The organism is Brevundimonas sp. GW821-FHT09G01 (assembly GCF_059416065.1).
This window is the reverse complement of sequence record NZ_JBWKOL010000002.1, coordinates 377,344-400,898: the sequence shown is the minus strand read 5'-3', so window position 1 is coordinate 400,898 and position 23,555 is coordinate 377,344. Positions and strand designations below refer to the sequence as shown.

16 protein-coding genes and 1 tRNA gene are annotated in these 23,555 nt (G+C 68.4%); 2 read left to right on the top strand and 15 right to left on the bottom strand.

The window, feature by feature from the left end:
* Positions 1-179: 179 nt before the first annotated feature.
* Positions 180-6,860: an RHS repeat-associated core domain-containing protein gene (locus AC07NB_RS06815; protein WP_494571826.1), complete on the top strand. Its 6,681-nt coding sequence runs from the start codon at positions 180-182 to the stop codon at positions 6,858-6,860.
* 1,070 nt (positions 6,861-7,930) lie between these two features.
* Here AC07NB_RS06815 and AC07NB_RS06810 read toward each other — a convergent pair.
* The 13 genes from AC07NB_RS06810 to AC07NB_RS06750 form a co-directional block, all read right to left on the bottom strand.
* Positions 7,931-8,015: transfer RNA gene (locus AC07NB_RS06810), tRNA-Leu, on the bottom strand.
* Between the two features lie 236 nt (positions 8,016-8,251).
* Positions 8,252-9,034 (bottom strand): energy transducer TonB, encoded by a 783-nt coding sequence (locus tag AC07NB_RS06805; protein WP_494571825.1) that lies wholly within the window; start codon positions 9,032-9,034, stop codon positions 8,252-8,254.
* Between the two features lie 5 nt (positions 9,035-9,039).
* Positions 9,040-9,573 (bottom strand): CcdC protein domain-containing protein, encoded by a 534-nt coding sequence (locus AC07NB_RS06800; RefSeq protein ID WP_494571824.1) that lies wholly within the window; start codon positions 9,571-9,573, stop codon positions 9,040-9,042.
* Positions 9,574-9,660: 87 nt separating this feature from the next.
* The gene (locus tag AC07NB_RS06795; protein WP_494571823.1) at positions 9,661-10,512 is read right to left on the bottom strand and encodes a hypothetical protein; all 852 of its coding nucleotides are present in this window, start codon (positions 10,510-10,512) and stop codon (positions 9,661-9,663) included.
* Positions 10,513-10,577: 65 nt separating this feature from the next.
* Positions 10,578-11,591 carry a fumarylacetoacetate hydrolase family protein gene (locus AC07NB_RS06790; RefSeq protein WP_291837593.1) on the bottom strand — a complete coding sequence of 338 codons (1,014 nt, stop codon included), beginning with the start codon at positions 11,589-11,591 and terminating at the stop codon, positions 10,578-10,580.
* A 58-nt stretch (positions 11,592-11,649) separates the two neighbouring features.
* The gene (locus AC07NB_RS06785; protein WP_494571822.1) at positions 11,650-12,390 is read right to left on the bottom strand and encodes a hypothetical protein; all 741 of its coding nucleotides are present in this window, start codon (positions 12,388-12,390) and stop codon (positions 11,650-11,652) included.
* An 83-nt stretch (positions 12,391-12,473) separates the two neighbouring features.
* Positions 12,474-12,740 (bottom strand): hypothetical protein, encoded by a 267-nt coding sequence (locus AC07NB_RS06780; RefSeq protein WP_291837587.1) that lies wholly within the window; start codon positions 12,738-12,740, stop codon positions 12,474-12,476.
* A complete protein-coding gene (locus tag AC07NB_RS06775) occupies positions 12,731-13,201 on the bottom strand; it encodes a methyltransferase family protein (RefSeq protein ID WP_291837584.1) in 471 nt (156 codons plus the stop codon). The genes AC07NB_RS06780 and AC07NB_RS06775 overlap by 10 nt, the downstream gene beginning before the upstream one ends.
* On the bottom strand, positions 13,198-13,563 hold the full coding sequence (locus AC07NB_RS06770; protein WP_494571821.1) for a cupin domain-containing protein: 366 nt from the start codon (positions 13,561-13,563) through the stop codon (positions 13,198-13,200). The genes AC07NB_RS06775 and AC07NB_RS06770 overlap by 4 nt, the downstream gene beginning before the upstream one ends.
* On the bottom strand, positions 13,560-14,624 hold the full coding sequence (locus tag AC07NB_RS06765) for an isoaspartyl peptidase/L-asparaginase family protein (RefSeq protein WP_492314032.1): 1,065 nt from the start codon (positions 14,622-14,624) through the stop codon (positions 13,560-13,562). The genes AC07NB_RS06770 and AC07NB_RS06765 overlap by 4 nt, the downstream gene beginning before the upstream one ends.
* 39 nt (positions 14,625-14,663) lie before the next feature.
* Positions 14,664-15,368: an ABC transporter ATP-binding protein gene (locus AC07NB_RS06760; RefSeq protein ID WP_494571820.1), complete on the bottom strand. Its 705-nt coding sequence runs from the start codon at positions 15,366-15,368 to the stop codon at positions 14,664-14,666.
* On the bottom strand, positions 15,365-16,354 hold the full coding sequence (locus AC07NB_RS06755; RefSeq protein WP_492314030.1) for a FecCD family ABC transporter permease: 990 nt from the start codon (positions 16,352-16,354) through the stop codon (positions 15,365-15,367). The genes AC07NB_RS06760 and AC07NB_RS06755 overlap by 4 nt, the downstream gene beginning before the upstream one ends.
* Positions 16,351-17,286: a TroA family protein gene (locus AC07NB_RS06750; protein WP_494571819.1), complete on the bottom strand. Its 936-nt coding sequence runs from the start codon at positions 17,284-17,286 to the stop codon at positions 16,351-16,353. Before AC07NB_RS06750 ends, AC07NB_RS06755 begins: the two co-directional genes overlap by 4 nt.
* Positions 17,287-17,523: 237 nt before the next feature.
* Here AC07NB_RS06750 and AC07NB_RS06745 point away from each other — a divergent pair, with 237 nt between their 5' ends.
* Positions 17,524-19,206 carry a peptide MFS transporter gene (locus AC07NB_RS06745; protein ID WP_291838764.1) on the top strand — a complete coding sequence of 561 codons (1,683 nt, stop codon included), beginning with the start codon at positions 17,524-17,526 and terminating at the stop codon, positions 19,204-19,206.
* Positions 19,207-19,312: 106 nt separating this feature from the next.
* Here the strand turns inward: AC07NB_RS06745 and AC07NB_RS06740 are convergent, their stop codons facing one another.
* Both AC07NB_RS06740 and AC07NB_RS06735 read right to left on the bottom strand, forming a co-directional pair.
* Positions 19,313-21,349 (bottom strand): TonB-dependent receptor plug domain-containing protein, encoded by a 2,037-nt coding sequence (locus tag AC07NB_RS06740; protein ID WP_494571818.1) that lies wholly within the window; start codon positions 21,347-21,349, stop codon positions 19,313-19,315.
* Positions 21,350-21,466: 117 nt separating this feature from the next.
* A complete protein-coding gene (locus AC07NB_RS06735; RefSeq protein ID WP_494571817.1) occupies positions 21,467-23,494 on the bottom strand; it encodes a TonB-dependent receptor plug domain-containing protein in 2,028 nt (675 codons plus the stop codon).
* Between the last annotated feature and the right edge of the window lie 61 nt (positions 23,495-23,555).

Here is a 23,555-nt window from a genome sequence, read left to right as displayed (position 1 = left end):
CGAGAACCAGAGATTGGTCGCTAGAAGACTAGTTCCAGGCGGTGGTCCAATGTCCGCTCCTGGTGCCCTCCAGCCCTGCGTCGCCCGACGCGCGTCTTCCGTGAAGTTTTCGCTTCCCACCGCCCTCGCCATCGGCTTGTGTCCAAGCGTTACGGTAGCGTTCGGGGGAAGCCGTCTTGGTGTTGGGTGTTGAGGGCGTCCGCCGAGTTGCGGGCCGCATCGGTCTTCGTCGCGTCCTGATCGGCGGGCTCGCCGGGATCGTCGCGATCGGTGGCGCGGCGGGGGTGCTGTTCTCCGCCTCGCGGCTGGGCGCGCGGGCTCAGACGCCTCCCGGTTATACCCTGTCCGGCTATAATGCCTCCGGTCTCCCAGGCTTCCGCCTGTCGGTGCAGCAAGCGCTGACAGCGCCGGGCGGCGCGGATGTGGCGACCGTCTATGGTTCTCCTGCCTCGCCGACGGCGACGGCGCCGAGCGCGCGGATCACGGCCCTGGCTCGGGCGCTGGAGAACGACCCCGACCGCATCTATCAGTTCGTCTACAACTCGATCCTGTTCGAGCCGCAGTTCGGTCTGCACAAGGGCGCTGACGGCGTGCTGCTGGACGGCTCGGGCGGGTCGTTCGACCAGTCGCAGCTGATGGCCGAGTTGCTGCGCGCCTCAGGCTATCAGGCGCGCTTCGTGCTGGGGCAGGTCAATCTGTCGGGGGCGGACGCCAAGTCGATCCTGCGCGTCGATAACGCCAAGCAGGCCTGCCTGCTGCTGGCGGCGGCGGGCACCCCCGCCACCGTCAACGGCGCGACCGATTGCGGCGCGATGTCCGGCGACGTCAGCGGCGTGGCCATGCTGCACCTGTGGGTCGAGGCTGAGATCGGCGGAACCTGGTACGCCTTCGATCCCTCGCTCAAGACCAACACCAAGGTCGCCGGCATCGACCTGTGGGACGCCGCGGGAACCTCGCGCTCCGCCGCCTGGACCAACGTCTCGTCCGGGGTGTCGGTCAGCGGCGGCGCGCTCAACGGCGTCAACGCGACCAACATCCAGAACGACGTGGCCGGCTACGCCACGACCTTGCAGAACGCCCTGATCACGGATCACAGCGGCAGGTCGCTCAAGCAGCTCGCCGGGGGCTGGGAGGTCAACCGCACGGAGGCGGCGCCCCGTGTGGCGGCGACGCCCTATCAGGCGAGCGTGTCCGCGCGTTGGGCGGGCGACGTGCCCGCGCCTTATCGCGCGACCGTGCGCCTGCAGACCGCCGGCTTCGATCACACCTTCGACCTGCCCAGCATCTATGGCTGGCGCACCCAGGCGCAGCTTCAGGGGCGGGCGCTGGTCGTGGCGGTCCGCAAGCGCGAACATATCGACGGACGCGCGACGGCCTACTTCGGAGGCGGCCTGGACCCCGCCCAGTGCGACGGCGCGCAGGTGATCTGCGGAACCGACCCTGGGCAGACGGCCTTCGACGCCCAGGCGCGGCGGCTGGATATCTCGATCAATCACCCGTACGCGGCGCGCCGCACCGGTGTGGACGGCTCAAGTCAGCCCTGGTCCGCGGGCACCTTCGGCGACGAGACGGTCGCCAAGACGCTGCAGCCGACCCGGCGCGAGGACCTGATTGTCCGGACCGCGGGCGGGAACGGCGGTCGCAAGGCGGCGTGGGCGACGGCGGACGACCCCATCCATCTGCATCGCCTGATGCCGACCGACGGCGCCAGATACGCCGACTGCTACCATCCGGTCGGCGAGGATCCCATTCTCACGGCCGAGGAATGCGAAGGACAGATCGTCGAGCCGTGGCGGTATTGGGCGGACGGAACGCCGCCGCAGAACCGGTTCAGTGACCTCAGCCTGGTGACGGAACTGTCCTGGCGCAAGGACGGACTGGTCAACGCCTGGACGGACCTGTTCGACAAGACGGTGCGCGTGATCGAGCCTCTGTCGGGCGCGCGGATCTTCCACCAGCACTCGATCGGTCTGGCCAGCAATCCCGGCGGCGACATCGCCCTGGATATCGACACCGCCGTGGCCATCGGGACGCAAGGGACGGACCAGCCGCATCATATCCTGTCGGCCCTGGCCGCCCTGTCGGTGACGGGCGAGGCGCTGGCGCTGATGCAGACCGAGGCCGAGCATGTGCTGGGGTCGCCCCAGACACGGAAATTCTCCACGGCGCCGCGGCGGCTCGGGGCCGCATCCGGGTTGCAGGTGCTGACGACGGCCGGCTCCAGTTCGGGGCTGCCGGGCGCGATCACGGCGGAAACCAAGGCTGAGATCGAGCGCTATCTCACCAGAGGCTTCACGGTCGTCGCGACCACGGGGAACAACGTCTTCCTCGCCCGCCGCAACGACGGCTCGGAACAGGCCTGGATCATGCAGCAGGCAGCGGCCGCGGACGGAACGCCGGCCTTCCTGCTCAAGGGCGCCGCCGGCGAGACCCCGGATCCGCTCGACTATCTGGGCAAGGAAGAGAGCCGCCGCATCGCGGCCAACGTTTCGCACTCGCTTCTGGGCGCGGTGGATCTGCGCACCGGCAGCATGTCCTTCAGCGAAGGGACCGAGCTGTCGATCGGGCAGGGCGACTTCCCCCATTCGCTGAGCTTCTCGCGCAGCTATGTCTCCACCGGCCCGGTGCAGGGCGGCAGCGGGCTGGGCATGGGCTGGACCCACAACTGGGAGAGCTCCGTCGGCCATACGACCGACATCGGAGCGCTTCTGCCGGACGCCGAAACCGTGACCGCGGCGCCCATGCTGATGGCGGCGCTGGTCGCGCTGGAAGCCGGGCGCGCCGACACCCTCGAGGCCTCCGTCGTGTCCGGGATCGCGATGGACTGGCTGCAGGCTCAGGCCGTTGACAATGTGGTCACCGTCTCCGGCGGCGGCCAGACCGGCCGCTTCGTGCGGCTGGTGGACGGCAGCTGGCGCAATCCGGCCGCGCCGACCCAGAGCCTGGCCCCGGTCGGCGAGCCGTCGATCGGTCCGCGCTCCACCGAGCTGAACTGGACCTTGTCGGACCGGTCGGTGATGACCTTCCGCAACATCGACAACCCGGACGACAACGTCACGGCGCCGCAGGAGCTGCGCGGCGCGGCGACCAGCTGGACCTTCCCGACCGGAGTGGTCATCACCCTGGCCTACGGCGACTACAACGCGACCAATCCGCCGATGCTGAAGACGGTCTCCAACAATCTGGGCGCCGTCCTGACCTTCACGCACAGCCAGTCGGCCAGCACCGCGGGGACCGCCCAGTGCAACAGCTCCGCGCTGGCCGTGTATCCGAAGCGGGGCGCGGGCTACTGGCAGGCGGTGGATCAATGCCAGAGGGAGGCGAGCGACGGCGGCCGGCTGATGCGCGTCCAGGCCGGGACCGCGACGGTCGACTTCACCCAGGAGCGGGAGTGTCCGCAGGGCGTGAACTTCTGCGCCCTTCAACTGACCAAGGCCAAGCGCACGGGCGTGCGGGAGCGGACCTATGTCTACGCCGCCCCGACCGGCGCCCTGGGCGTGAACCCGGCGCTCACCGAGTACCAGCACCTGCTGACCGAGGTCCGGGACGCCGGTGTCGTCGCGCCGGTGGCGCGCTTCGACTGGCGGGCGGTGGGCGGCCAGGTGGCCCCGTATGTGGCCGAGGCGTTCGACGCGGAAAACCGCAAGACGATCTACTATTCGTCGACCTCCACCTTCTCCTCGGCCCTGGATGCGCAGAACGCGACGACCCCGGAGAAGCTGACGGTTCGCCAAACCTACGACGAGGACGGTCGTCTGATCGCCTCGGCCGACGCCCTGGGCCGCACCTCGCGGGCCAAATATGACGGACCCGGCCGCACGACCGAGATCCAGACGCCGTGGGGGGACCGAACGGCCTTCACCTTCGATCCGCGCGGCAACTTGATCAAACGCCGCCAGACCCCGATCGACAACTGTTCGGCCGGCCTGACGGCGGAACAGGTCCAATGGTGGTGCCAGACCATCGAGATCGAGGCGCAATACGACGCCACCTGGAACCTGCCGACCAAGATCATCCTGCCGGCCACGGCGGCCGATCCGACCCGCCCGGAGTGGACGCTGCACTACAACAGCCAGGGCCTGGTCGATGTGATGACCGGGCCGACCGTGCAGAACGGCTTGACGGGTACGAACGCCCAGGCCGTGTGGCGCACCTGGTTCGACGGCTACGGCCGTCCGACCCGGACGCAGGATCCGACCGGGATCGAGGCGACCATGGCCTATGGCGGCTCCGGCCTGCCGGCCTTCTGCCTGCGCGAGAGCGTGCAGGGCTCCCAGAGCCCCGCCGACCGGATCGCAAGCACCTTCGTGTGTGACGACGTGGGCAATGTGACCAGCGCCACCGTGGGCGGGGCGACCACCACGACGGAATACGACACCCTGCGCCGCAAGACGAAGGAGACTGGTCCGGCGGGGACCAACATCCGGACGGAATGGGTCTATGACGACGCGGGCGACCTGACCCAGGTCAAGTCGTGGGACGCGACGGCGGCGACCTGGCGCACGACCACGACGACCTATTCGCTGACGCACCAGCCGCTGACCGTGACCGATCCCTCGGGCGACACGGCCCGCACCTGCTATGACCTAGTCAACCGCCCGGTCGTGACGATCGACCCCGAGCTTCGGGCCACGCGCACGGCCTACAACGCCGCCGGCCAGCCGACTGAGATCCACCGCTTCCAGCGGGCGACAGCGAACAGCTGCGAGATCGGGACCCAGCTGCCGGACAACGCGACCTTCACCGAGACCCGCTGGCGGCGTTTCCTGTACAACGGCGCCGGCCTGCAGAGCGCCGAGATCGACGCCAACGGCAACATGACCCAGCAGGTCTATGACGGCCTGGGCCGCGCGGCGAAGACGATCTTCGCCGATACCAATGAGGAATGGACCGCCATGGACCAGCGCGGCCAGGTCGTGGTCCGCAAACAGAACAGCGGCCACCGGGCCAGCCTGTTCTATGACGCCATGGGCCGGGACTTCCACGTGCGGGAGTACGGTGACTCCGAAAGGGCCTATCAGTGGAAGGGCCGCAACAGCCGGGCCTCCTACGATCTGGCCGGGCGTCCGGTCTGGCGCGACATGTCCAACCAGGAGACCACGACCGCCACGTTCGACGACAGCCTGCGCCGGGACGTGCGCAACTACACCTACAATGACGGCCTGGGCCGGCTGACGGCCGAGCAGTGGCGGCCCGAGGGCGTGGGCGGGCTCAGCTTCACGACCGGCTACGGCTATGCCGACGGGCGCGGCAACCGCACCTCGATCACCCAGCCGGGCGGTTGGACCATCAACTACACCTTCGATCTGGCCAACCGGGTGCAGACGGTCAGCTTCCCGGGCGCCTCCGGGACCCAGACGGTGACGATCAGCCATGACTCGCTCGGTCGGCGCACCGGCGTCGACCGTCCGGGCGCGGCGGCGGACACCAGCTACAGCTACGACATCGACAATGACCTGACGGGCCTGACCCACGCCTTCGTGGCCGGGACGGGGCCGGGGTCGACCAGCTTCGCCTATGGCCGCGACGCCGCGGGCAAGGTCACCTCCATCGGCCTGAACCAGCCGACCTTCGAGTGGATGCCGACCCTGGCCTATGCCCGCACCTACGGTCCGGCCAGCAACATGAACCGCATCGCCTCGGTCAGCGACGCGGTCGAAAGCCGGGCGTTGACCTGGAGCGGGGACGGGGACCTGTACCAAGAGGTGCGCACGCCGGTCGGCGGCGGGGCGCCGGTGACCTGGACCTATCACTACACCTACGGCCACCGGCTCGGGATCGTGGAGAACAATGCGGTCTCGCCGATGACGGCCAGCTACCACTATGACTCAGACGACCGCCGCACCAAGAAGGTGGTCAACGGGGTCACCACCCGCACCCTGTGGTCGGGCACGGACGAACTGGCCGAGTACGACGTCAACGGCGACCTGATCCGGCGGTTCATCCCGGACGGGACCGGGACCATGGATGCTCGGTTGGCGACGGTGACGCCGTCAGGCGTCGTCTACTGGCATCATACCGACCACCAAGGCTCGGTGATCGCCACCTCGGACGCCAGCGGCAAGACCGTGGGGACGGCGACCTACTCCCCGCACGGCGAAGGCGCGCCGCCGGCGCAGAGCCCATTCGGCTACACCGGGCATGAGTACGATCCGGAGACGGGGCTCTACTACTATCGGGCGCGGTACTACTCGCCGTATCTGGGGCAGTTCCTGAGCCGGGATCCCGTCGGGACCAAGGATGATCCGAACCTGTATATGTACGTGGGGCTGGATCCGGTCAACGCGACCGATCCGACGGGGATGTATAAATGCACAGCCTCCGCCAATGCGTGTAGCGTGGTAAGGGCGGGGTTGGTGGCGATGGATCGAGCAATCAGAGGGCTTCCCGAGGGCTCAGAGAGGCGCGCGGCAGTTCAGTCAATTCGTTCCACTTACGGGGAGGAAGGCATTGATAACCAGGTTCAAATTACAGGATCAGCTGATGGCCCCCTCATGGGAGCGGTCGCGCGAGATGGGCAGATTACCGTCAGCATAAACGAGGAAGCTCTTCGCTACGCAATTGAGGACGGAGGCTACAACGATCAAGCCTTTGCAGAATTGCTTGGCCACGAAGGGACGCATGGTCAAGATGATCTGGCACAGGGAGGAACCGCCAGCGGAACCCGGCAACAAGCGCTGAGTTCTGAAATTCGTGCATATACTGCACAATCGTATATTGCTGAGGGCTTGGGAGAGCCGTCCTTGTGGAAAGTATACCAGCCCGATGACGTGGCCGCGCAGGACGCGGAGATCTTGTCGGCCGCTACCGCATCAACCGACTCTTATTGTTCTACGGTTCCAAGTCCATGCTCAGATTGACAATTATCACATCTCTTTTGATCGGTTGTGCGCCGTTATCCAAACCAACTGTTATTTCTGATGGATGTCTCGACGTGTCAGACATCAATGCGCGACCGACCGCATATGAAAATATCGATCTCATTGGATCGGCTTCGTCAGATGGTATAGGGGAGATATACTTTCGTCGCCGAGATTGTCCGTCTCAGACTTACCCAGTTAGGTTTGATGGCGGCGACGTAGTTGGTAGATCTCAATTGCTGCGGTTAATCTATGGGAGGTCGCCAAATAGAATGGCTGTGACGGATCTGAGTGGTCGTGGATCTATCCGGCATTCAAATGGGGTTCTCGGGGTGTTTTTCTCTAGGATTGAAACCATAAACGGGACGAGTATTTCTCAATCGAGCATAAATTCTGAATGATTATCGGTAGTTCATAACAGGGCGCCCAAGGTAGGCAGGATCTAGGGGCTCGACTTGGCCAAGTGGGTGCAGGCGTCAGCTTCCTAGGTGCATCTGAACTCGGGCGGTGACGAGCAGGCCGACCCGGCCTAACTTCCGCGATGGGCGGGAAGGAGCCTCATGCTCCCTGCCAACAAGCAGACGAAGGCGCGTCAATGTCGGGTTTCCGGCGGAGCGTCAATGTCCGCTGCTGGCGCTTCGCCGACTTGATCAGCCAGGCAGCGTGAACGTCCGCTAGGCTGGGAAGCGGACATTCAGCGGGGCGATCGCCCTCCATGCTCAGCTTGGCCGGTCGCCGACGCTTCGGCCTCCAATACTACGTCCCATGCGTCTCGAAGGTGCGCGCCGTGCTCGCGGAGCGCCTTGACCATATTGTCCCTCGACAGAGGAACATGGTTTGCCCAGTCGCTCGTGACGTGGGGTGGAGTGGCCCGCGCGAAATATCCCAAAGCCTCTCGACGTACTGCGATCATACCCACTCCCTCGGTCTGGGCTCCGAGAGTGCGGGCATGGGCGAATGTCCGCAATGGGTCGAAAGCGGACCTCGGCCTCAGCCCGGCTCGAATGCCTGCTTTCAGGCTGCGCGCTAATGTCCGCTGTTGGCGGGAAGCCGACATCCTCAGGAAGGCGTGGTGCGGGTGGCCGGGGTCGAACCGGCACTCCTCTCGGAACTGGATTTTGAGTCCAGCGCGTCTACCAATTCCACCACACCCGCACAGGCGTCAGCGCGCTCTGCTCCTATCGCGCACCTAAGCCAGTTTCAACTGCTTGCGCGGCGCTTGTGAATGGAGTCGCCAAGTGAAGGCGTACTGGACCGAAAATCGACGTGGTGCGGCGAGCTGACGCAGGAAAGCGAAACCGCTTTTTGAGTCCGGCGCGTCTACCAGTTTCACCACGCCCGCATGACGTTGCGCCTACAGGGGCGGTCGCACGAATGCAACTCGCCTCAGGTCACCGGCCGCCCGGCGGTTCGAACTGCATGGCGAAGACCAGCAACTGGCCACGAATATCCGTCCCGTTCGTCGAAGGATTCAGGCGCGCGTCACGGGCGCTTCGCAGCGCGCTGGCGCCGAAGTCTGCGTCCGGTGGCGTCTCGCTCTCGACCCGACAGTCCGTGAGCCCCCATTCCGGCGAGACGATGCAGGACAGACCGACCCGTCCCCGGCCCGCGGTCTGCGCGGCCGGACTCCTTGGGAAGGCCGGGATGGGCATTGCGCTCCAGGTGACGGGTTCGGAGACGCGCACCACCAGGTCCCGCGGCTCATCCAGCGGTTTGGCGCAGGCGGTCAGGACGGCGTCCACCGCGGCGGCGGAGGCCGGGACGGTCAGGCGGTAGCGGTGCGAGCGATCGGTCGGACCTTCGGGATCCAGCCGGATGTCCAGATCGCCGCCGGCGCGAAGCTGGCGCGCCAGCCGGGCGGGCTCGTCGGCGCCCAGGACGGGCTGGCCGGGCTGGGCGATCCAGACCTGGTCCTCGGCCGCGATGGCCCCGGCCGACACCTGCACCTTGCGGGTCGCGCCGGTGGAGACCGGGACGCCGGTCACCAGCATGTCCAGGTCGCCCGCGCGGCAGCGCAGGGCCAGGACGTTGGCGCCGAAGTCGAGCGTGGCCAGGGTCAGCTGCTGTTCGGCGTTGGTGGTCAGGTCCCAATCCTCGGCCGCCTGCTGGGCGAGGGCGGGGGAGGCGCCGAGCGCGCAGACGGCGGCGGCGAGAAGGGTCTTGGTCAGGCGCATGGGTGTCAGGCCTCGGTCTCGACATGGGCGTCGGCGCCGCCGTGGCGGATGTTGCGGGCGCGGATCCACATTTCGATGCGCTGGACTACGACGGTCCCCGCGGCGAACAGCATGAAGGCCTCGAGAATGGCGAGCGGATTGACGTGCCAGTCGGCGGCGTGAGCCTCGAGCCACGGGCGCAGCGTCTGGCGCGCGATCAGGATGGCGATGATGATGACCAGGCCGATGGGCGAGGCCTGGGCCTTCAGCGTGCCGTCCGGCTCCTTGTAGATCGTGGTCATCTTGCCGCGCTGCCAGCCGAAGGCGCAGCCCAGCGCCAGGCCGACGGCGAGGATCAGCAGGGACAGAGGCTCGACCGGCGCGTGGCCGCGCCCGCTGACGGTCATGCCCCAGATGCCGAAGCCGATGGCGGCCACGACCAGCAGGGGCGCCACCCACATGTACTCGATGCGCAGGGTCCGGGGTCTGCGATTGCGCAGCAGGACGAGCGGGATCACCACCGCGATGGCGATGAGCGGAATGAGTTGTGCTTGTGTCACGAAGACTTCCCCCGTTCGCGCTGATCGGCGAACGGGGGAAGCTTAGTCCGTCCTGAGCCCGCGTAAAGACGGGCCGGCGTTCGAGACCTAGTTGGGGGTCACGCGCTGCGGATTGTAGATCTCGTCACGGCCCGGCAGGCGGCTGGGCGGCGATTCCATGTAGTTGCCTTCGAGCTGCCCGTAGTTGGTGACGAAGCTGATCGTCCGACCGGCGATGGACTCGCCCTGAACGATCGGAGACACCCGACCCGAACGGTGGGCGCCGAGCACGGCGGCGCGCCCGAAGCCGCCGTTTTCCGGGAACTCGCTTTCGGCGCGGCAGCCGCGCAGCGATCCATCGGCCTGGACCGTGCACTGGATCCCGGCCAGACCGGCCTCGAAGCTTTCCGAACGGTTGGGGAGGCTGGGGCGCGGCGCGCGGTCCCAACGCAGGCCGACGAAGCTTTCACCGGACGGCGCGACATCGGCGGGGGTGGTCAGGCTGAGGCCGCAGGCCTCGAAGACGCGCCCGACGGCCTGGTTGGACGCCGGAATATCGACCTCGTACCGGCGCACTCGGCTTCCATCCGCGATGGAGACATTGAGGCGACCGCCATGGCTCAGGTCGGTGGCGACGCTGCGCGGCCAGACCGCGAACGCCGAGGTGCTGTTGCGCGCCGACACCCATTGCGAAGTCCGGTCGGCGGCGCCGTTGAGGCTCCAGCCCAGCGACCGGCGGCCGGAGCCCGCAGGCAGGCCCGAGACCACGACGCTCAGCCGGTCGTTGGCGCAGCGTACGGCGACGCCGAAATTCTGGAAGGTGACGGCGGCGATGCTCAGGTTCCGCGATTCATCGCGCCCGAAATCCCAATCCTCACCCGCATCCTGGGCCAAGGCCGGCACGGCTGCGAGCGCCATGCAGGCCATACCGATCGTGCGCCAAAGCGACTTCCGGTTCATTAGTCTACTCCCCATTCCCTTGTTGTCGTGGCCAAGCTTAACACCGACAGAAAGGCGAAAAGGCGTCAGCCCGCAACCGGACCGACAGTTTGCTCGATGGCGCCGAAAATGGAGTGGTGCTTGTCGTCAAGCATCTCGATGCGAACGGTGTCGCCATGCTTGAGGAAGGCCGTTTCGGGCTTGCCGCGCAGGATGGTCTCGACCGTGCGGACCTCGGCGATGCAGGAGTAGCCGAGGCCGCCCTCGGACACCGGCTTGCCTGGGCCGCCGTCGGCGTCGCGGTTCGAAACGGTGCCCGAACCGATCACCGTGCCGGCGCACAGGGCGCGGGTCTTTGCCAGGTGGGCGATCAGGGTTCCAAAGTCGAAGGTCATGTCGACCCCGGCGTCGGCTTTGCCGAAGTCCTCGCCGTTCAGCTGGACCGCAAGGGCGCCGTGCAGCTTGCCGTCGACCCAGCGATCGCCGAGGGCGTCGGGGGTGACGAAGACCGGCGACAGGGCGCTGGCGGGCTTGGACTGGACGAAGCCGAAGCCCTTGCCCAGCTCGGCCGGGATCAGGTTGCGCAGCGACACATCGTTGACCAGGCCGACCAGGCGGATGTGCGACAGGGCCTCTTCGCGGGTCACGCCCTGGGGCACGTCGCCGGTGACGACGACGATCTCGGCCTCGAGATCACATCCCCAGCTTTCGTCGGCCAGCGGGATGGCGTCGCGCGGGGCGAGGAAACCGTCCGAACCGCCCTGATACATCAGGGGATCGGTCCAGAAGCTGTCGGGCATTTCGGCGTTGCGGGCCTGACGCACCAGGGCGACGTGGTTCACATAGGCCGAGCCGTCCGCCCACTGGTAGGCGCGGGGCAGGGGCGAGGCGGCGTCGCGCTCGTGGAAGCGGCCGCGCGGCACGCCGCCGTGCTCCAGGCTTTCAGCCAGGGCCCGCAGGTCGGGCTCGACCCGGTCCCAGTTGTCCAGCGCCGCCTGCAGGGTCGGCGCGATCAGGAAGGCGTCGGTAAACCAGGCGAGGTCGCTGGAAACGAGAACGAGGCGGCCGTCACGACCGTGCTTGAGCGAGGCGAGTTTCATGTTTCCGGCTTAAGCGGTTTCCGGCGTTCGGGAAACCGCCTGTCGCGGGATCGTGTCGTCAGTCGTGGCTGAAACGCGGCCCGTCGACGCCGGACAGCTCGGCCAGCGCGGCCCGCAGCGCCCGGATGCGGGCCTTCTCGTGCCGCCAGTGTTCATTGAAGGCTGCGACGGCGAGGCGCAGGGCGTCGGTCTGTTCGCGCACCGTCATCTCCTTACGCGGTGCGGGGGCCGGATGGTGATCGTGGTGGGGCTTGTCCGGCTTGGCGGGCGCCGGCGGGGCGACGTTGATGGTGATGTTGGCCGTCGCGGCGCTGGCGGTCGGGCCATGGCCGTGGTCGTCGGCAGGCTTGTCGTTATGACCATGGCCGTCATGGGCCTTGTCAGGGTCGGCCTTCGGAGCGTCGTGGCTGTCCTTGGGCTTCTCGGGCAGCTTGCCGTCGACGGCGGAGCGCAGGGCCTTCACGCACGCGGACAGGCCGTCCTTGCCGCCGGCGAGCGCCAGGGTCTTGCCCAGACGGTTGTCGACCACGCCCAGCAGATGTTCGGCCCGGCCCTTGAGGGCGCTGTCGTCCGCCTTCATGGCGTCCTTGGCCGCGCCGTCGATGGCCTTCCAGATCGAGGCCGAGGCGTCGCCGGTCTTCGGCGCAGCGCGCGCGCCGAGGAACCAGCCCATCAGGACGGCGGCGAGCAACAGCAGGATCAGGGCGCCCCACAGCACCGGGTCCGCGCCCAGATAGAGGGGGGCGTCGAGCGGGGCGTTGGCCGGATCGGCCGTGGCGAAGTCTGGGCCGTAGGACATGCAATACCCGCTGAGAGGACCGAACGGCATTCTGCGCCGACGGCAGCGCTTGGCAACGGGAAAAGGTTAACGGTTTTGTGGATTCAGCCGGGCGGGTGGATCAAGGCCTTGGCCTCGGCGCCTTCGCGGCCCCCGATCAGGCGCACCTCGACCTCGACGGCGATGGCGCCCTCGGGCTGGTGGGCCCACAGGTAGCGGCGCTCGATCTCGACCTCGCGGCCGGACGGCGCGACGCCCTCATAGGTGTCGCCCCAAGGCGTGACGGCCTTCATGTCGGGCCACGGCAGGGCGCAGGCGGCGTCCAGCTCCTCGATGGCCACCACGGACAGTTCGTCTTCGTTCACAGCCATCGGCGCACCTTCGAGCGATAGGCGTCCCAGGCGGCGCCGAATTTCTGCGAGAGGTAGCGTTCCTCGCGCAGGATCACGAAGCGGTGGATGACGACCAGGCAAGGCAGAAGTGCGGCGAGCGCCGCCGAGCTGTCCATGGCGACCGCGAAGCCCACATGGATGACGGCGAAGCCGATGTAGATCGGGTTGCGGCTAAAGCGATACAGGCCGTCGGTGATCAGGGCGGTCGAGGGCTTCCACGGCTCGGGCGCGGTGCCCCAGCGGCGGAATCGGCCGAGGGCGATCATTTCGATCAGCAGGCCGCCGACCACGAGGCCGAACGCCAGACCGCGGCGCAGGTTGGTGTCCAGCCCCAGCGAGGAGTCGTGGAACAGCTGGCCCAGACCCCAGCCCGCCAGAAGGAAGGCGAGATAGATCAGCGGCGGCGGGGCGAGGACGCCGGGGGTGTCGCGGGCGGTCATACGGTCTGTCCCGACGGAGCGGTGAAGTCGGAGACGGGTGCGTCGCCGGTGTTGACGACCTCGGACGGCTCGAAGATCATCACCTCGGCCTCCTCGTCGGCGGCGGTGCGGTGTTCGACACCGCGCGGCACGACGATGAACTGGCCGGGGTCGAGGGTGACGATCCGGTCGCGGAACTCGACCCGGAAGCGCCCCTTCCAGACCAGGAACATCTCCTCGGCGTCGGCGTGGCTGTGCCACGGAAAGACGCCCTGCACCTTCACCAGCCGAACGTCCTGACCATTCAGCTGGGCGGCGACGCGCGGCCGCCAGTGATCGGAGAAGGCGGCGAACTTCTCGGTCAGATCGATGGCGGCGGTCACGGCTGGAGGTCCTCATCGCCATAGATGGCGACCTGGGCCGGCGCGGAGCTGGAGACGGCGCCGCGATACATGCCGGAGGTGTTCATGGCGAAGGCGGGCGCTCCGTCGCGGCCCATGACGATTACGCCCCCGTCGCCGCCGATCGAGCCCACATCCGCGATCTCGGTCTCGGCCGCCGCCTGCGCGGTCGCGCCTCCCCGCGTGCTGACACAGATGTCCCGCGCCACGGTCGCGCGGATGAAATACTCGCCCGAGCCGGTCGCCGAGACCGCGCAGCCGTCGGCGTTGGAGGCGTAGGTGCCGGCGCCGATCACCGGCACGTCGCCGACGCGGCCCCAGCGTTTGGCGGTCATGCCGCCGGTGGAGGTGCCGGCGGCGAGACGGCCCTGCTGGTCAAGCGCGACCGCGCCGACGGTGCCGAATTTGCGCTCGTTCAGGGGCGGCTGCGGCAGGTCGTTGGCGGCCTGCGGTCCCGGCGCGCCGGCGGGACGGGGCGGGATCGGCAGGTTCTGGGCGCGCAGGGCGGTCTCCAGTCCCCGCCAGCGGCGCTCGGTGAAGAAGAAGCTCGGATCGACCTGCTCCAGTCCGACGGATGCCGCGAAGCTGTCGGCGCCCGGGCCGATCAGCATGACGTGGGGCGATTGCTCCATCACCGCGCGGGCGGCGCCGATGGGGTGGCGGGTGGTGGTCAGGCCGGCGACCGATCCGGCGTTCAGGGTCGCGCCGTCCATGACCGCGGCGTCCAGCTCGTTGCGGCCCTCGGCGGTGAAGACGGCGCCGCGTCCGGCGTTGAACAGCGGATCGTCCTCCATGACCTGGATCGCCGCCTGGATGGCGTCCAGCGCCGAGCCGCCGTCGGCCAGGATCGTCTGTCCGGCCTCCAGCGCGCGGTGCAGGGCGGCGCGGTAGGCGGCGTCCTGCTCGGGCGTCAGGCTGGCGCGCTCGATGACCCCGGCGCCGCCGTGGATGGCGAAGGACCAGCGGGGCGTCTCCTGCGCCGCGGCGGGCGCGGCGATCAGGGCGAAGACGGCGGCGGCCAGGGCGAGGCGGAGACGGGTCATGACCGCAGGGTCGGCCACCCGGGCCGTCAACTCAAGGGCTCAGGAGACAGCATGGCCGCAGCAGGGGCAGGCGGTGGTCTCGACCCCGAACAAGGCGCGCAGGCGGTCGGGCGCGAGGGCGGCTGCGGGGCTCGCCGATTCGATCCAGTCCGGTCCCAGCGACAACACCCTGTCGGCGCGCACGGCGAAGGGCAGATGGTGGGTGGAGGCGATGACGGCGCGCCCCTCGCCCGCCAGCGCCCGGATCGCGGTCTCGACCTGCAGGCTGTGGGCGGGGTCGAGCAGAGCCAGGGGTTCATCCAGCAGGCAGACGGCGGCGTCCTGCACGAACAGGCGGGCGATCAGGACCAGCTGCTGCTGGCCGCTGGACAGGCGGTCGAAAGGGCGGTCCGCGAGATCGGCGACCTCGAGCCGGACGAGGGCGGCGCGGGCGGCGTCCAGGTCGTCGGGGGCGAGGGCCGAGGACCAGCGCCGCCGTCCCGCCCGGCCCAGGGCGGCCACATGCAGGGCGGAGAAGCCGGCCGACACGGCGCCCGGCGGCGGCAGATAGGCGGCCGGTCCGGCCCCCACGGTACGGCCGTGCAGCGGGGGCAGCAGGCCCGCGACGGTCTTCAGCAGGGTGGTCTTGCCGGCGCCGTTGGGACCGATCAGGGCCACGACCTCGCCCGGCGCGACGGCCAGATCGAGCAGCGGCAGGCGGAAGCCGCGGCGGCCCGCGACCAGTTGTTCTAGGATCAGGCTCATGCCCGCCTCGCGCTGATCACGAACAGCAGCAGGAAGGCCGGCGCGCCGACGGCGGCGGACAGCAGGCCGACGGGCAGCTCCGCGGGGCCGAAGGCCGAGGCCAGGCGGTCGATGACAAGGGCGAACAGGGCGCCCATCGCCATGGCGGCGGGGATCAGCCGCCCGGCCTGTTCGCCGACGACCAGCCGCGCGGCGTGGGGCGCCAGCAGGCCGATCCAGCCGACCACGCCGGCCACGGCCACCGCCGCGGAGGTCATCAGGGCGGCGGCGCACAGGGCGAGGATGCGCAGGGGCCGCGCGGGCAGGCCCAATGAGCGCGCCTGCTCGTCCCCCAGAGACAGCACGTCCAGCCGGAAACCCAGCCATAGCAGGATCACGGCCCCCAGCGCGGCGGGGACCAGGGCGAGGGCCGCCTCCGACAAGGTGGCGCGGGTGAAGGAGCCCAGCAGCCAGTAGGTGATGGCCGGAAGCTGGGAATAGGGCTCGGCCAGGGTGACCACGAGCCCCAGTCCGGCGGAGGCCAGCGCGCCGGCCACCACCCCGCACAGGATGAGGGCCAGCCGCCCGTCGCCGCTGCGGGTCAGCGCCGCGCAGCCGACCGCCAGCGCCCCGGCGGCGAGCCCGCCGATGAAGGCGGCGGTCTGGGTCATGAAGACCCCGGCGCCCAGCAGCAGGGCGACCGCCGCGCCGAAGCCCGCGCCGGAAGAGACGCCGAGCAGGTCGGGCGAGGCCAGGGGGTTGCGGAACAGTATCTGAAAGCCCGCCCCCGCGCCCGCCAGCGCCGCGCCGCAGGTCAGGGCCGCGAGCAGGCGGGGGCCGCGCAGGGCCAGGGCCAGCTCCGCCTCGGGCGAGCCGCGTCCGAACAGGGCGGCGGCGAGGTCGGCCGGGGCGACCGACAGCGGGCCGGAGCACAGGACGGCGGTCGCGGCGGCGAGGGCCGCCAGCGTCAGGGCGGCGGTCGGGACCCAGGCTGGAACGCCTCTCAATCGAGCCATTGCGGGCGGCGGATTTCGGCCGGGGCCAGCCCGTAGAGGCGGCGGCTCAGCATGGCCAGCGCCATGGCGCTGTCGCCGGGAGAGGCCAGCCAGGCGCAGCCCAGCAGACGGTTCACCGACGGCGGCCGGTCGATCCAGCCGAACGGCTTGTCGGGCAGCAGCAGGATGCGGCGCATCCCGCCGTTGGAACGGCGGCGCCAGACCTCGCTGTGCAGGGCGGTACGCGCGAAGCCCTCGTTCAGGGTGACCAGCACTTCGGGGTCCCAGGCGATGATTTGTTCGCGGGTGACCCGTCCGATGTCGGTCGCGCCGACCGCGACATTGGTCCAGCCGGCGCCCTCGAGCACCTCGGTAGCCAGGGCGCCGCGGAAGCCGGTCTCCAGCCCGTCGGCGCCGCGGGCGTAGTAGAAGCTTCGGCCCGGCGGCGACCTGCGCCAGTCGGCCAGCACCCGTTCGGCGTCGTCGGCCAGGCTGGCGCCGCGCTCGGCGGCGCCGAGCAGCCCTCCGGCTTGTCGGAAGGCTTCGGGAATGCGGGTCAGGGCGCCGTCGATCAGGGTCCAGGGCAGGTTCAACCGCGCCTTGATCCGGACCCCGCGCTGGACGTTCTGCGCATCGGTGTCGCCGTAGTCGAGAATCAGGCTCGGGCGCAGGGCGGCGATGGCTTCCAGTCCGGCCTGCCGTCCCGGTCCGGCCAGCCCGCCCAGCTCGGGCAGCGCCGCGGCGCCGGGCGCCAGTCCGGCCAGGCATTCGGGGTCCGGCTTGCGCGGCCATCCCGCCAGCCGCTCGCGGGCGACGGCCCAGATCAGCAGGGCGGCGGGTTGGCCCGCGGCGACTACGTCGCCCGTCACTGTGGGCGCGCGCGAGCAGGCGGCCGCGGCCAGGCCGCCGGCCAATCCGATCAGGGTCGCGCGCCGAGTCGTCATGCTTTTACCTGCCGCCTGTCCGGCGGGCCTATCCTGCCGTCAGGGGGGGCGGCAAGCCACCTCGGCGCCAATTTACCCTTAACTCTTGTCCGGTCTTCATCCGCGTGCTGCTTATGCGCCCATCGCGTCAGGTGGGGCGCAAGGCAAAATGGGAGTTGGCCGTTGAGTACGACGGACACAGGGGGCGCGCTTACCGCCGGGCCCCGCAAGACATTTCTGGGACATCCGCGCGGGCTGGTGATCCTGTTCTTCACCGAGATGTGGGAGCGCTTCTCCTACTACGGCATGCGGGCCCTGCTGGTTCTCTATCTGACCCAACATTTCCTGTTCAGCACCGGCGAGGCGCAGGGCATCTACGCGGCCTACGCCGCGCTGGTGTATCTGATGCCGGTGCTGGGCGGCCTGATCGCGGACCGGTATCTGGGATCGCGCAAGGCGGTCATCATCGGCGCGGTGCTGCTGGTGGCCGGCCACTTCACCATGGCCTTCGAGGGCACGGGCGGGCGTGAGCGCCTGACCATCGGCGCCACGACCTACGAACTTCAGGTCGAAGGCCGAGACCAGAACCGCAAGATGTTCGCCGTCAACGGCGACGAGCGGGTTCATATCTCGATCACGCCGCAAGGCGTCTCGACCGTCGGCGCCGAGCCGGCAGCCGCCAATGCTGTCGCGGCTCCGACCGCCGGCGGCTTCCCGGCCTTCACGCCCGCGGGCGGCTACAGCCTGGAGACCAACCGCGACCTGGCGCTGGGCGAACCGATCCTGTTCTTCGCCCTGTCCCTGATCATCGTCGGGGTCGGCTTCCTGAAGGCCAACATCTCCACCGTCGTGGGGGCGCTCTACGAAGAGAACGACCCGCGTCGCGACGGCGGCTTCACCATCTTCTATGTCGGCATCAACCTGGGTTCGTTCCTGGCCACCGCGGCCTGTTCCTATCTCGGGATCAAGTACGGCTGGGCCTACGGGTTCGGCTTGGCGGGCGTGGGCATGCTGTTCGGCCTGCTGACCTTCGTGCTCGGCCAGGGCTGGCTCGAGGGCCGCGGCGCACCGCCGGTTCCGGTTCAGGGGCGCAGCATCCTGGGCGTGCCGCTGGTGCCGTTCTTCTGGATCGCCGGCCTGGTCGCGGTCTTCCCGACCTGGCTTCTGATGCAGCGTCACGAGATCATCGAGAACCTGCTGCCGTGGCTCGCGGGCGTCATCTTCACCCTGGTTGTCGGCTACACGGTCTTCAAGCTGAAGGGCTCCGAGCGGAGCCGCATGCTGGTCGCCCAGGTGCTGATCTTCTTCTCGGTCCTGTTCTGGGCCCTGTTTGAACAGGCCGGCTCGTCGCTGACCCTGTTCGCCGACCAGTCGACCCAGATGCCCTCGTGGTTCAATGCGGCCATGACGCAGATGTTCAACCCGGGCATCATCGTTCTGGGCGGTCCGATCATGGCGGCGCTGTGGGTCTGGCTGGCCAAGCGCAACGCCGAACCCTCCACTCCGGTGAAGTTCTCGTTCGGTCTGATGTTCGTCGGGATCGGCTTCCTGGTGCTGATGTGGGCGGCGGGCAATCTGGCCAATGCGGACTTCCGCGTGCCGCTGCTGTTCCTGTTCCTGACCTACTTCTTCCACACCATCGGCGAGCTCTGCATTTCGCCGGTCGGCCTTTCGATGATCACCAAGCTTTCGGTGGCGCGCGTGGTCGGCCTGATGATGGGCGTGTGGTTCCTGTCCAGCTCCGTGGCGCACATCGTGGCCGGCATCATCGCCAAGGCGACCGCGACCGACACGGTGGCGGGCGTCGTCACCGACCGCGCCCTGGCCCTGGAAACCTATGGCTCCATCTTCGGGACCATCGGCTGGGTCGGCGTCGGCGTGGGCGTGTTCCTGCTGATCATCTCGCCGCTCCTCAAGAAGGGCATGGCGGGCATCCACTGATCGCCCTCACGGGTTGATCACACAGGAAGGGCGGGACCTCGCGGTCCCGCCCTTTTTTGATGCACCGGGGCATCCTCAGTTTCCGGGGGACGGAGGGACGCCTTCTTCAGAAGGTCTTTCTTATCTGCAGGAACAGCCAAGGGCTCATCTTCGTGCGGCGCACCTCGTGGGTGACGACCGGCGCCACGTCGCGCGGTCCGCTGTAGAGGTCGCGGTTATAGCCCTGGGCCCGGTCGCTGGCGTTGCCCATGTCGACGCGGACGGTCAGGTCGGGCCGCGGCTTCCACTGGCCATAAAGAGATACGCCCGGCTCAGCGTAGAGGGCGCGGATCTCGCGCACCCGGAAGATGCGCCCCTTGTCGACATTGCAGCCGTGGTCGAAGCCATAGGACCAGCGACCGCCCTTTAGGTCCTGGTTGAAGTTGACGCCGCAGCCGAAGGCCTGGTTGCCCTCGAAGCGGCGCTCCTGGCCGGTGACCGGGTCGGTGACGCGGGTCTGTGACCAGCTGCCGCGGGTTTGCAGACGGGCGTTGGACAGGCCCAGCCGGTCCATCGGCAGCGTCAGGCGCACCTGATAGAAGTTCGAGGTCCCGTCGCCGATGTTGCCGACGCCGTCGAAGCCCCCCGCCAGCGGGATCACATCGACCACGTCCTGGACCTCGGCATGCTGGACGGTCACGTCGAAGACGCCCTTGTCCCAGAAGCGGCGCTCGTAGAAGGCCTCGAACACCGTCTCCTGCGACGGCGCCAGATCGGGGTTGCCGCCCTCGACCTGGCCGATGTCGATGTCGGCCGAGGCGACAAAATCACCGAAGTCGAGCTGGCCCACCGTCCGCTCGACCCGGAAGCGGAACTGGTGCCCGGTCCACGGCGTCCACGTCGCCTGGATGCGGGGCTTGGGATAGACGAACGACTTGCTCAGGTCGCTGTCGCCCGTCTGGCTGATCTCGGACACCTCGACCCGTACGCCGAACTCGAGGGTGAACTCGGGATTGGGTCGCCAGGTGGCCTGGCCGAAGACCTCCCCCCGCAGCTCCTCAACCCGCACCGAGGCCGAGGGCAGGGGAACGGGCACGCCGTTCTCGGAATAGGTCGTGGCGCTGTCGAGGAAGTTCCACGCCACCTCGCCGCCGGTCTCGACCGACCACTGGTCCGAGGGGCGATGGCGCAGCTCGACGCGGGCGATCGACTCTCCCTCGGTGTCGTCGGAGGTGAAGGTCGAGCTGTTCCCGCCGCTGGCGGAGACGCCGGTGTAGTCCTCGGTTTCGTAGCGCTGCAGGCCGGTCAGCTCGAGCGCGGTGCGCGGCCCAAGGTCCCGGACCCAGCTGACGCCCAGCTCGCTGTCGATGCCGTGGTCTTCCTCGTCGTTGCGGCTGTCGGTTCCGGGACCCGAGCGGATCAGGACGTCCTGGGCGTTCTCATTGCTGAACCAGCCCAGCAGGCCGGTGATGCGCAGGCGACCGCCGGCGAGGCGGCGCTGTACGGCGCCGGTGCCGCGCACGTTGCGGAAGCGGTCCCACAGCACCAGGTCGGCGTCCTGGACCAGATTGCCCGACGCGTCGTAGCGCCGACGGAAGCCGTCGCCCGTGCCGTCCGTCCGGTCGGAGGTTGCGCTGATCGAGCCTTCGATCTGGTTGTCGCCGTCGCGACGGGAATAGCGGGCCGCCAGAAGCGGACCGAGATGGCCGTCGGGATAGATGTAGCTGTTCAGCTCCAGCACCCGTTCGGTGGTCACCTGGCGCGCCAGAACGACGTTGGCGACGACCGGATGGCCCTGCATGTCGATGCCAGGAGCGCCGCCGCGGATCAGCTCGATGCGGGCGACCCCTGCGGCCGAGATGCGGCGCAGGACCGCCTCCAGATTATCTGTCTTGGCCGAGGGCGGCTGGCCGTCGATCAGGACGTTGCCCGACGCGCCGGCCAGGCCGCGCGTGTCGCTGTCGCCGGAGTTGAAGGCGAAGCCCGGCAGGCGCGTGATCATGTCGAACGCCGTGTCCGGGCGGCTGTCGGCGAAGAAGACGGGTTCGAACACCAGCACGCCCTGCTGGGCGATGGTTTCGGGGGCGGGCGGCGCGGTCTGCGCCAGGGCCGGGGTTACGAGGACGGACGCTGCGACGCTCGCTAGCCAGAATGCCTTGTGCATGACGTCTCCCCTGTCGGTAGAGGTTGCCTGCGAAGCCCCGCCGGCTCCAGTTACAAGCGGGACAGGTGTGTGAACCGGCGGCGGTCAAAGGGAAACCGCCGCCGCCTCCGGAGCCGATCAGAACGTCTTGCGCAGGCGCAGCTGGTAGAAGGTCCGCGGGTCGATCTGACGGGTTTCGATGTAGGCGATCGGCCGGGTCAGGCGGTCGCCGTAGACGATGCGTTCCTGGTCGAAGTCGTTCCAGACGTTGATCTGAGCCCGCAACGACAGGGTCGGGGTCGGCTTGTATTCGGCCCAGAGCTCGAAATAGTCCTTGCCGCGCCAGCTGAACCTCTGGTCGGGGTCGTAGCTCGCCAGGCCCAGCAGCGGCAGCCAGGCGCCGCCCCACTGCAGGTTCCAGGACTTGATGTCCTGAGCGATGGTGATGGTCGCCTGTGTGGGGCGCACGTCTGAGATCGGGCGCGTCTCGCCGGTGGTCGGGTCGGTGACCTCGGTCTTGTTCCAGGTGTTGCGGAAGCCGACGCGGCCGCCCGTGAAGCCGACCTTGTCCATCGGCACCAGGATGTTCACCGCCAACTGGTCCAGCGTTCCATCGCCGATGTTGCCGTTGGCCGACAGGCCGCCGTCCAGCGGGATCACGTCGATGGCGTCGCTGATCTCATCGTGGCGCAGGGTGATGCTGACGATGCCGTCGCCCCAGAAGCGGCGCTCATAGGCCAGCTCGCTGATCCAGCGCTGTTCGGGCTCCAGGTCGATGTTGCCGCCGAAGACGTTCTCGTCCTCCAGTTCGGCCGAAGCGGCGAAGTCGCTGAAGTTCAGCTGTCCGACCTCGCGTTCGAAGCGCAGCCGGAACTGGTTGTTGGGTCTCGGCGTCCAGGTGGCCAGGAAGCGCGGCTTGATGAAGTAGAAGCTCTTCTCCTTGTCCGCGTCGCCCGACTGGCTGATGGTCGAGGCCTCGACACGCACGCCGCTTTCCAGGGTCAGGTTGTCGCGCAGCCGCCAGGTTCCCTTGGCGAAAAGCTCGCCGCGCGTCTCCTCGACCTTGACCGAGGCCGAGGGCAGCGGAACGGCCACGCCGCCGACGCTGAAGGCCTGCTCGGTCTCCAGCATGTTGTAGGCGACCTCGCCGCCGGTCTCTATGGTGAGCTTGGGGGAATGCTCATAGCGCAGCAGGCTGCGCAGGATGGTTTCGGAGCTCTCGCTGACCGAGGAGAAGCGCTGCTCTGGCGCGTTCACCGCATTTTCCGTGACCCGCGAGAAGGCGCTCGAATCGTTGTCGGAGAACTCGTGGATGAAACGGGTTTCGGACTTCAGGCGGCTGTCGATATCGCGGGTGTAGACCAGGCCGAACTCGCCGCTGGCGCCGTCCTCGGCGTAGACGCTCTCACGCCGCACGGTGGGCGAGGTCTGCAGGTTTATGTTCGAGAAGTCGTTGATCCCGTAACGGGCGGTCAGGTCGATCTTGCCGCCCAGGAAGGGGCTGGCGTAGTTGACCCGCAGCGAATTCCCGCCGCCGGACTGGTCGTTGAAGAAGTCTTCCTGACGCAGGAGGGTCCCGGCGCCGTCGCGGCGGACGACCGGGCCGACGCCGTTGGAGTCGCTGGTCGACATGCCGTCGCTGAGGGTGAAGCCCCAGGTGCGATCGCCGTCCTTGGCCGTGAACTGCCACGAGCCGCCGTAGACGTCGTTCCCGCCCTCGAACAGGGCGGCGTTGCCGGTGAAGACCGACTGTCGGCTGGACTCGCTGCGGGTGATGACGTTCACGACGACCGAGAAGCCCTGCATGTCGATGCCGGGGGCGCCGCCGCGGATCAGCTCGATGCGCAGGACCTGGGCGGCCAGGGTGCGCGACAGGACATTGGAGCCGGTGTCGTTCTTGGAGGCGGGCCGCGAGCCGTTGATCAGGATGTTGCCGACCGAACCCTCGAAGCCGCGGCTGCCGTCGCCGTCGTTGACGCTGAAGCCGGGGACGCGGTTGACCATGTCCAGCGCGGTGTTGGGCTGCTGGTCGGAGAAGAAGGCGGGTTCGAAGATCAGCACGCCCTGCTGACCCGCTTCGGCCTGTACAGGCGGCGGCGTCTGAGCGGCGGCGGCGCCGGCGGTCAGCAACAGCGCTGTGGTCGCCAACAGAATGGTTCTGGTCATTGCGAAACTCCCCTCGTCGTGTGACGAGAGGTGTGACCGGATGGTTTGCTTGTCTCCAGTT

What these genes read in the sequence shown, in the direction of transcription:
- AC07NB_RS06775 (WP_291837584.1), bottom strand. Translation starts at nt 13,201, where the DNA reads ATGACCGCCCGCGACACCCCCGGCGTCCTCGCCCCGCCGCCGCTGATC.
- AC07NB_RS06760 (WP_494571820.1), bottom strand. Translation starts at nt 15,368, where the DNA reads ATGAGCCTGATCCTAGAACAACTGGTCGCGGGCCGCCGCGGCTTCCGC.
- AC07NB_RS06735 (WP_494571817.1), bottom strand. Translation starts at nt 23,494, where the DNA reads ATGACCAGAACCATTCTGTTGGCGACCACAGCGCTGTTGCTGACCGCC.
- AC07NB_RS06780 (WP_291837587.1), bottom strand. Translation starts at nt 12,740, where the DNA reads ATGGCTGTGAACGAAGACGAACTGTCCGTGGTGGCCATCGAGGAGCTG.
- AC07NB_RS06795 (WP_494571823.1), bottom strand. Translation starts at nt 10,512, where the DNA reads ATGAACCGGAAGTCGCTTTGGCGCACGATCGGTATGGCCTGCATGGCG.
- AC07NB_RS06785 (WP_494571822.1), bottom strand. Translation starts at nt 12,390, where the DNA reads ATGTCCTACGGCCCAGACTTCGCCACGGCCGATCCGGCCAACGCCCCG.
- AC07NB_RS06805 (WP_494571825.1), bottom strand. Translation starts at nt 9,034, where the DNA reads ATGCGCCTGACCAAGACCCTTCTCGCCGCCGCCGTCTGCGCGCTCGGC.
- AC07NB_RS06740 (WP_494571818.1), bottom strand. Translation starts at nt 21,349, where the DNA reads ATGCACAAGGCATTCTGGCTAGCGAGCGTCGCAGCGTCCGTCCTCGTA.
- AC07NB_RS06790 (WP_291837593.1), bottom strand. Translation starts at nt 11,591, where the DNA reads ATGAAACTCGCCTCGCTCAAGCACGGTCGTGACGGCCGCCTCGTTCTC.
- AC07NB_RS06765 (WP_492314032.1), bottom strand. Translation starts at nt 14,624, where the DNA reads ATGACCCGTCTCCGCCTCGCCCTGGCCGCCGCCGTCTTCGCCCTGATC.
- AC07NB_RS06750 (WP_494571819.1), bottom strand. Translation starts at nt 17,286, where the DNA reads ATGACGACTCGGCGCGCGACCCTGATCGGATTGGCCGGCGGCCTGGCC.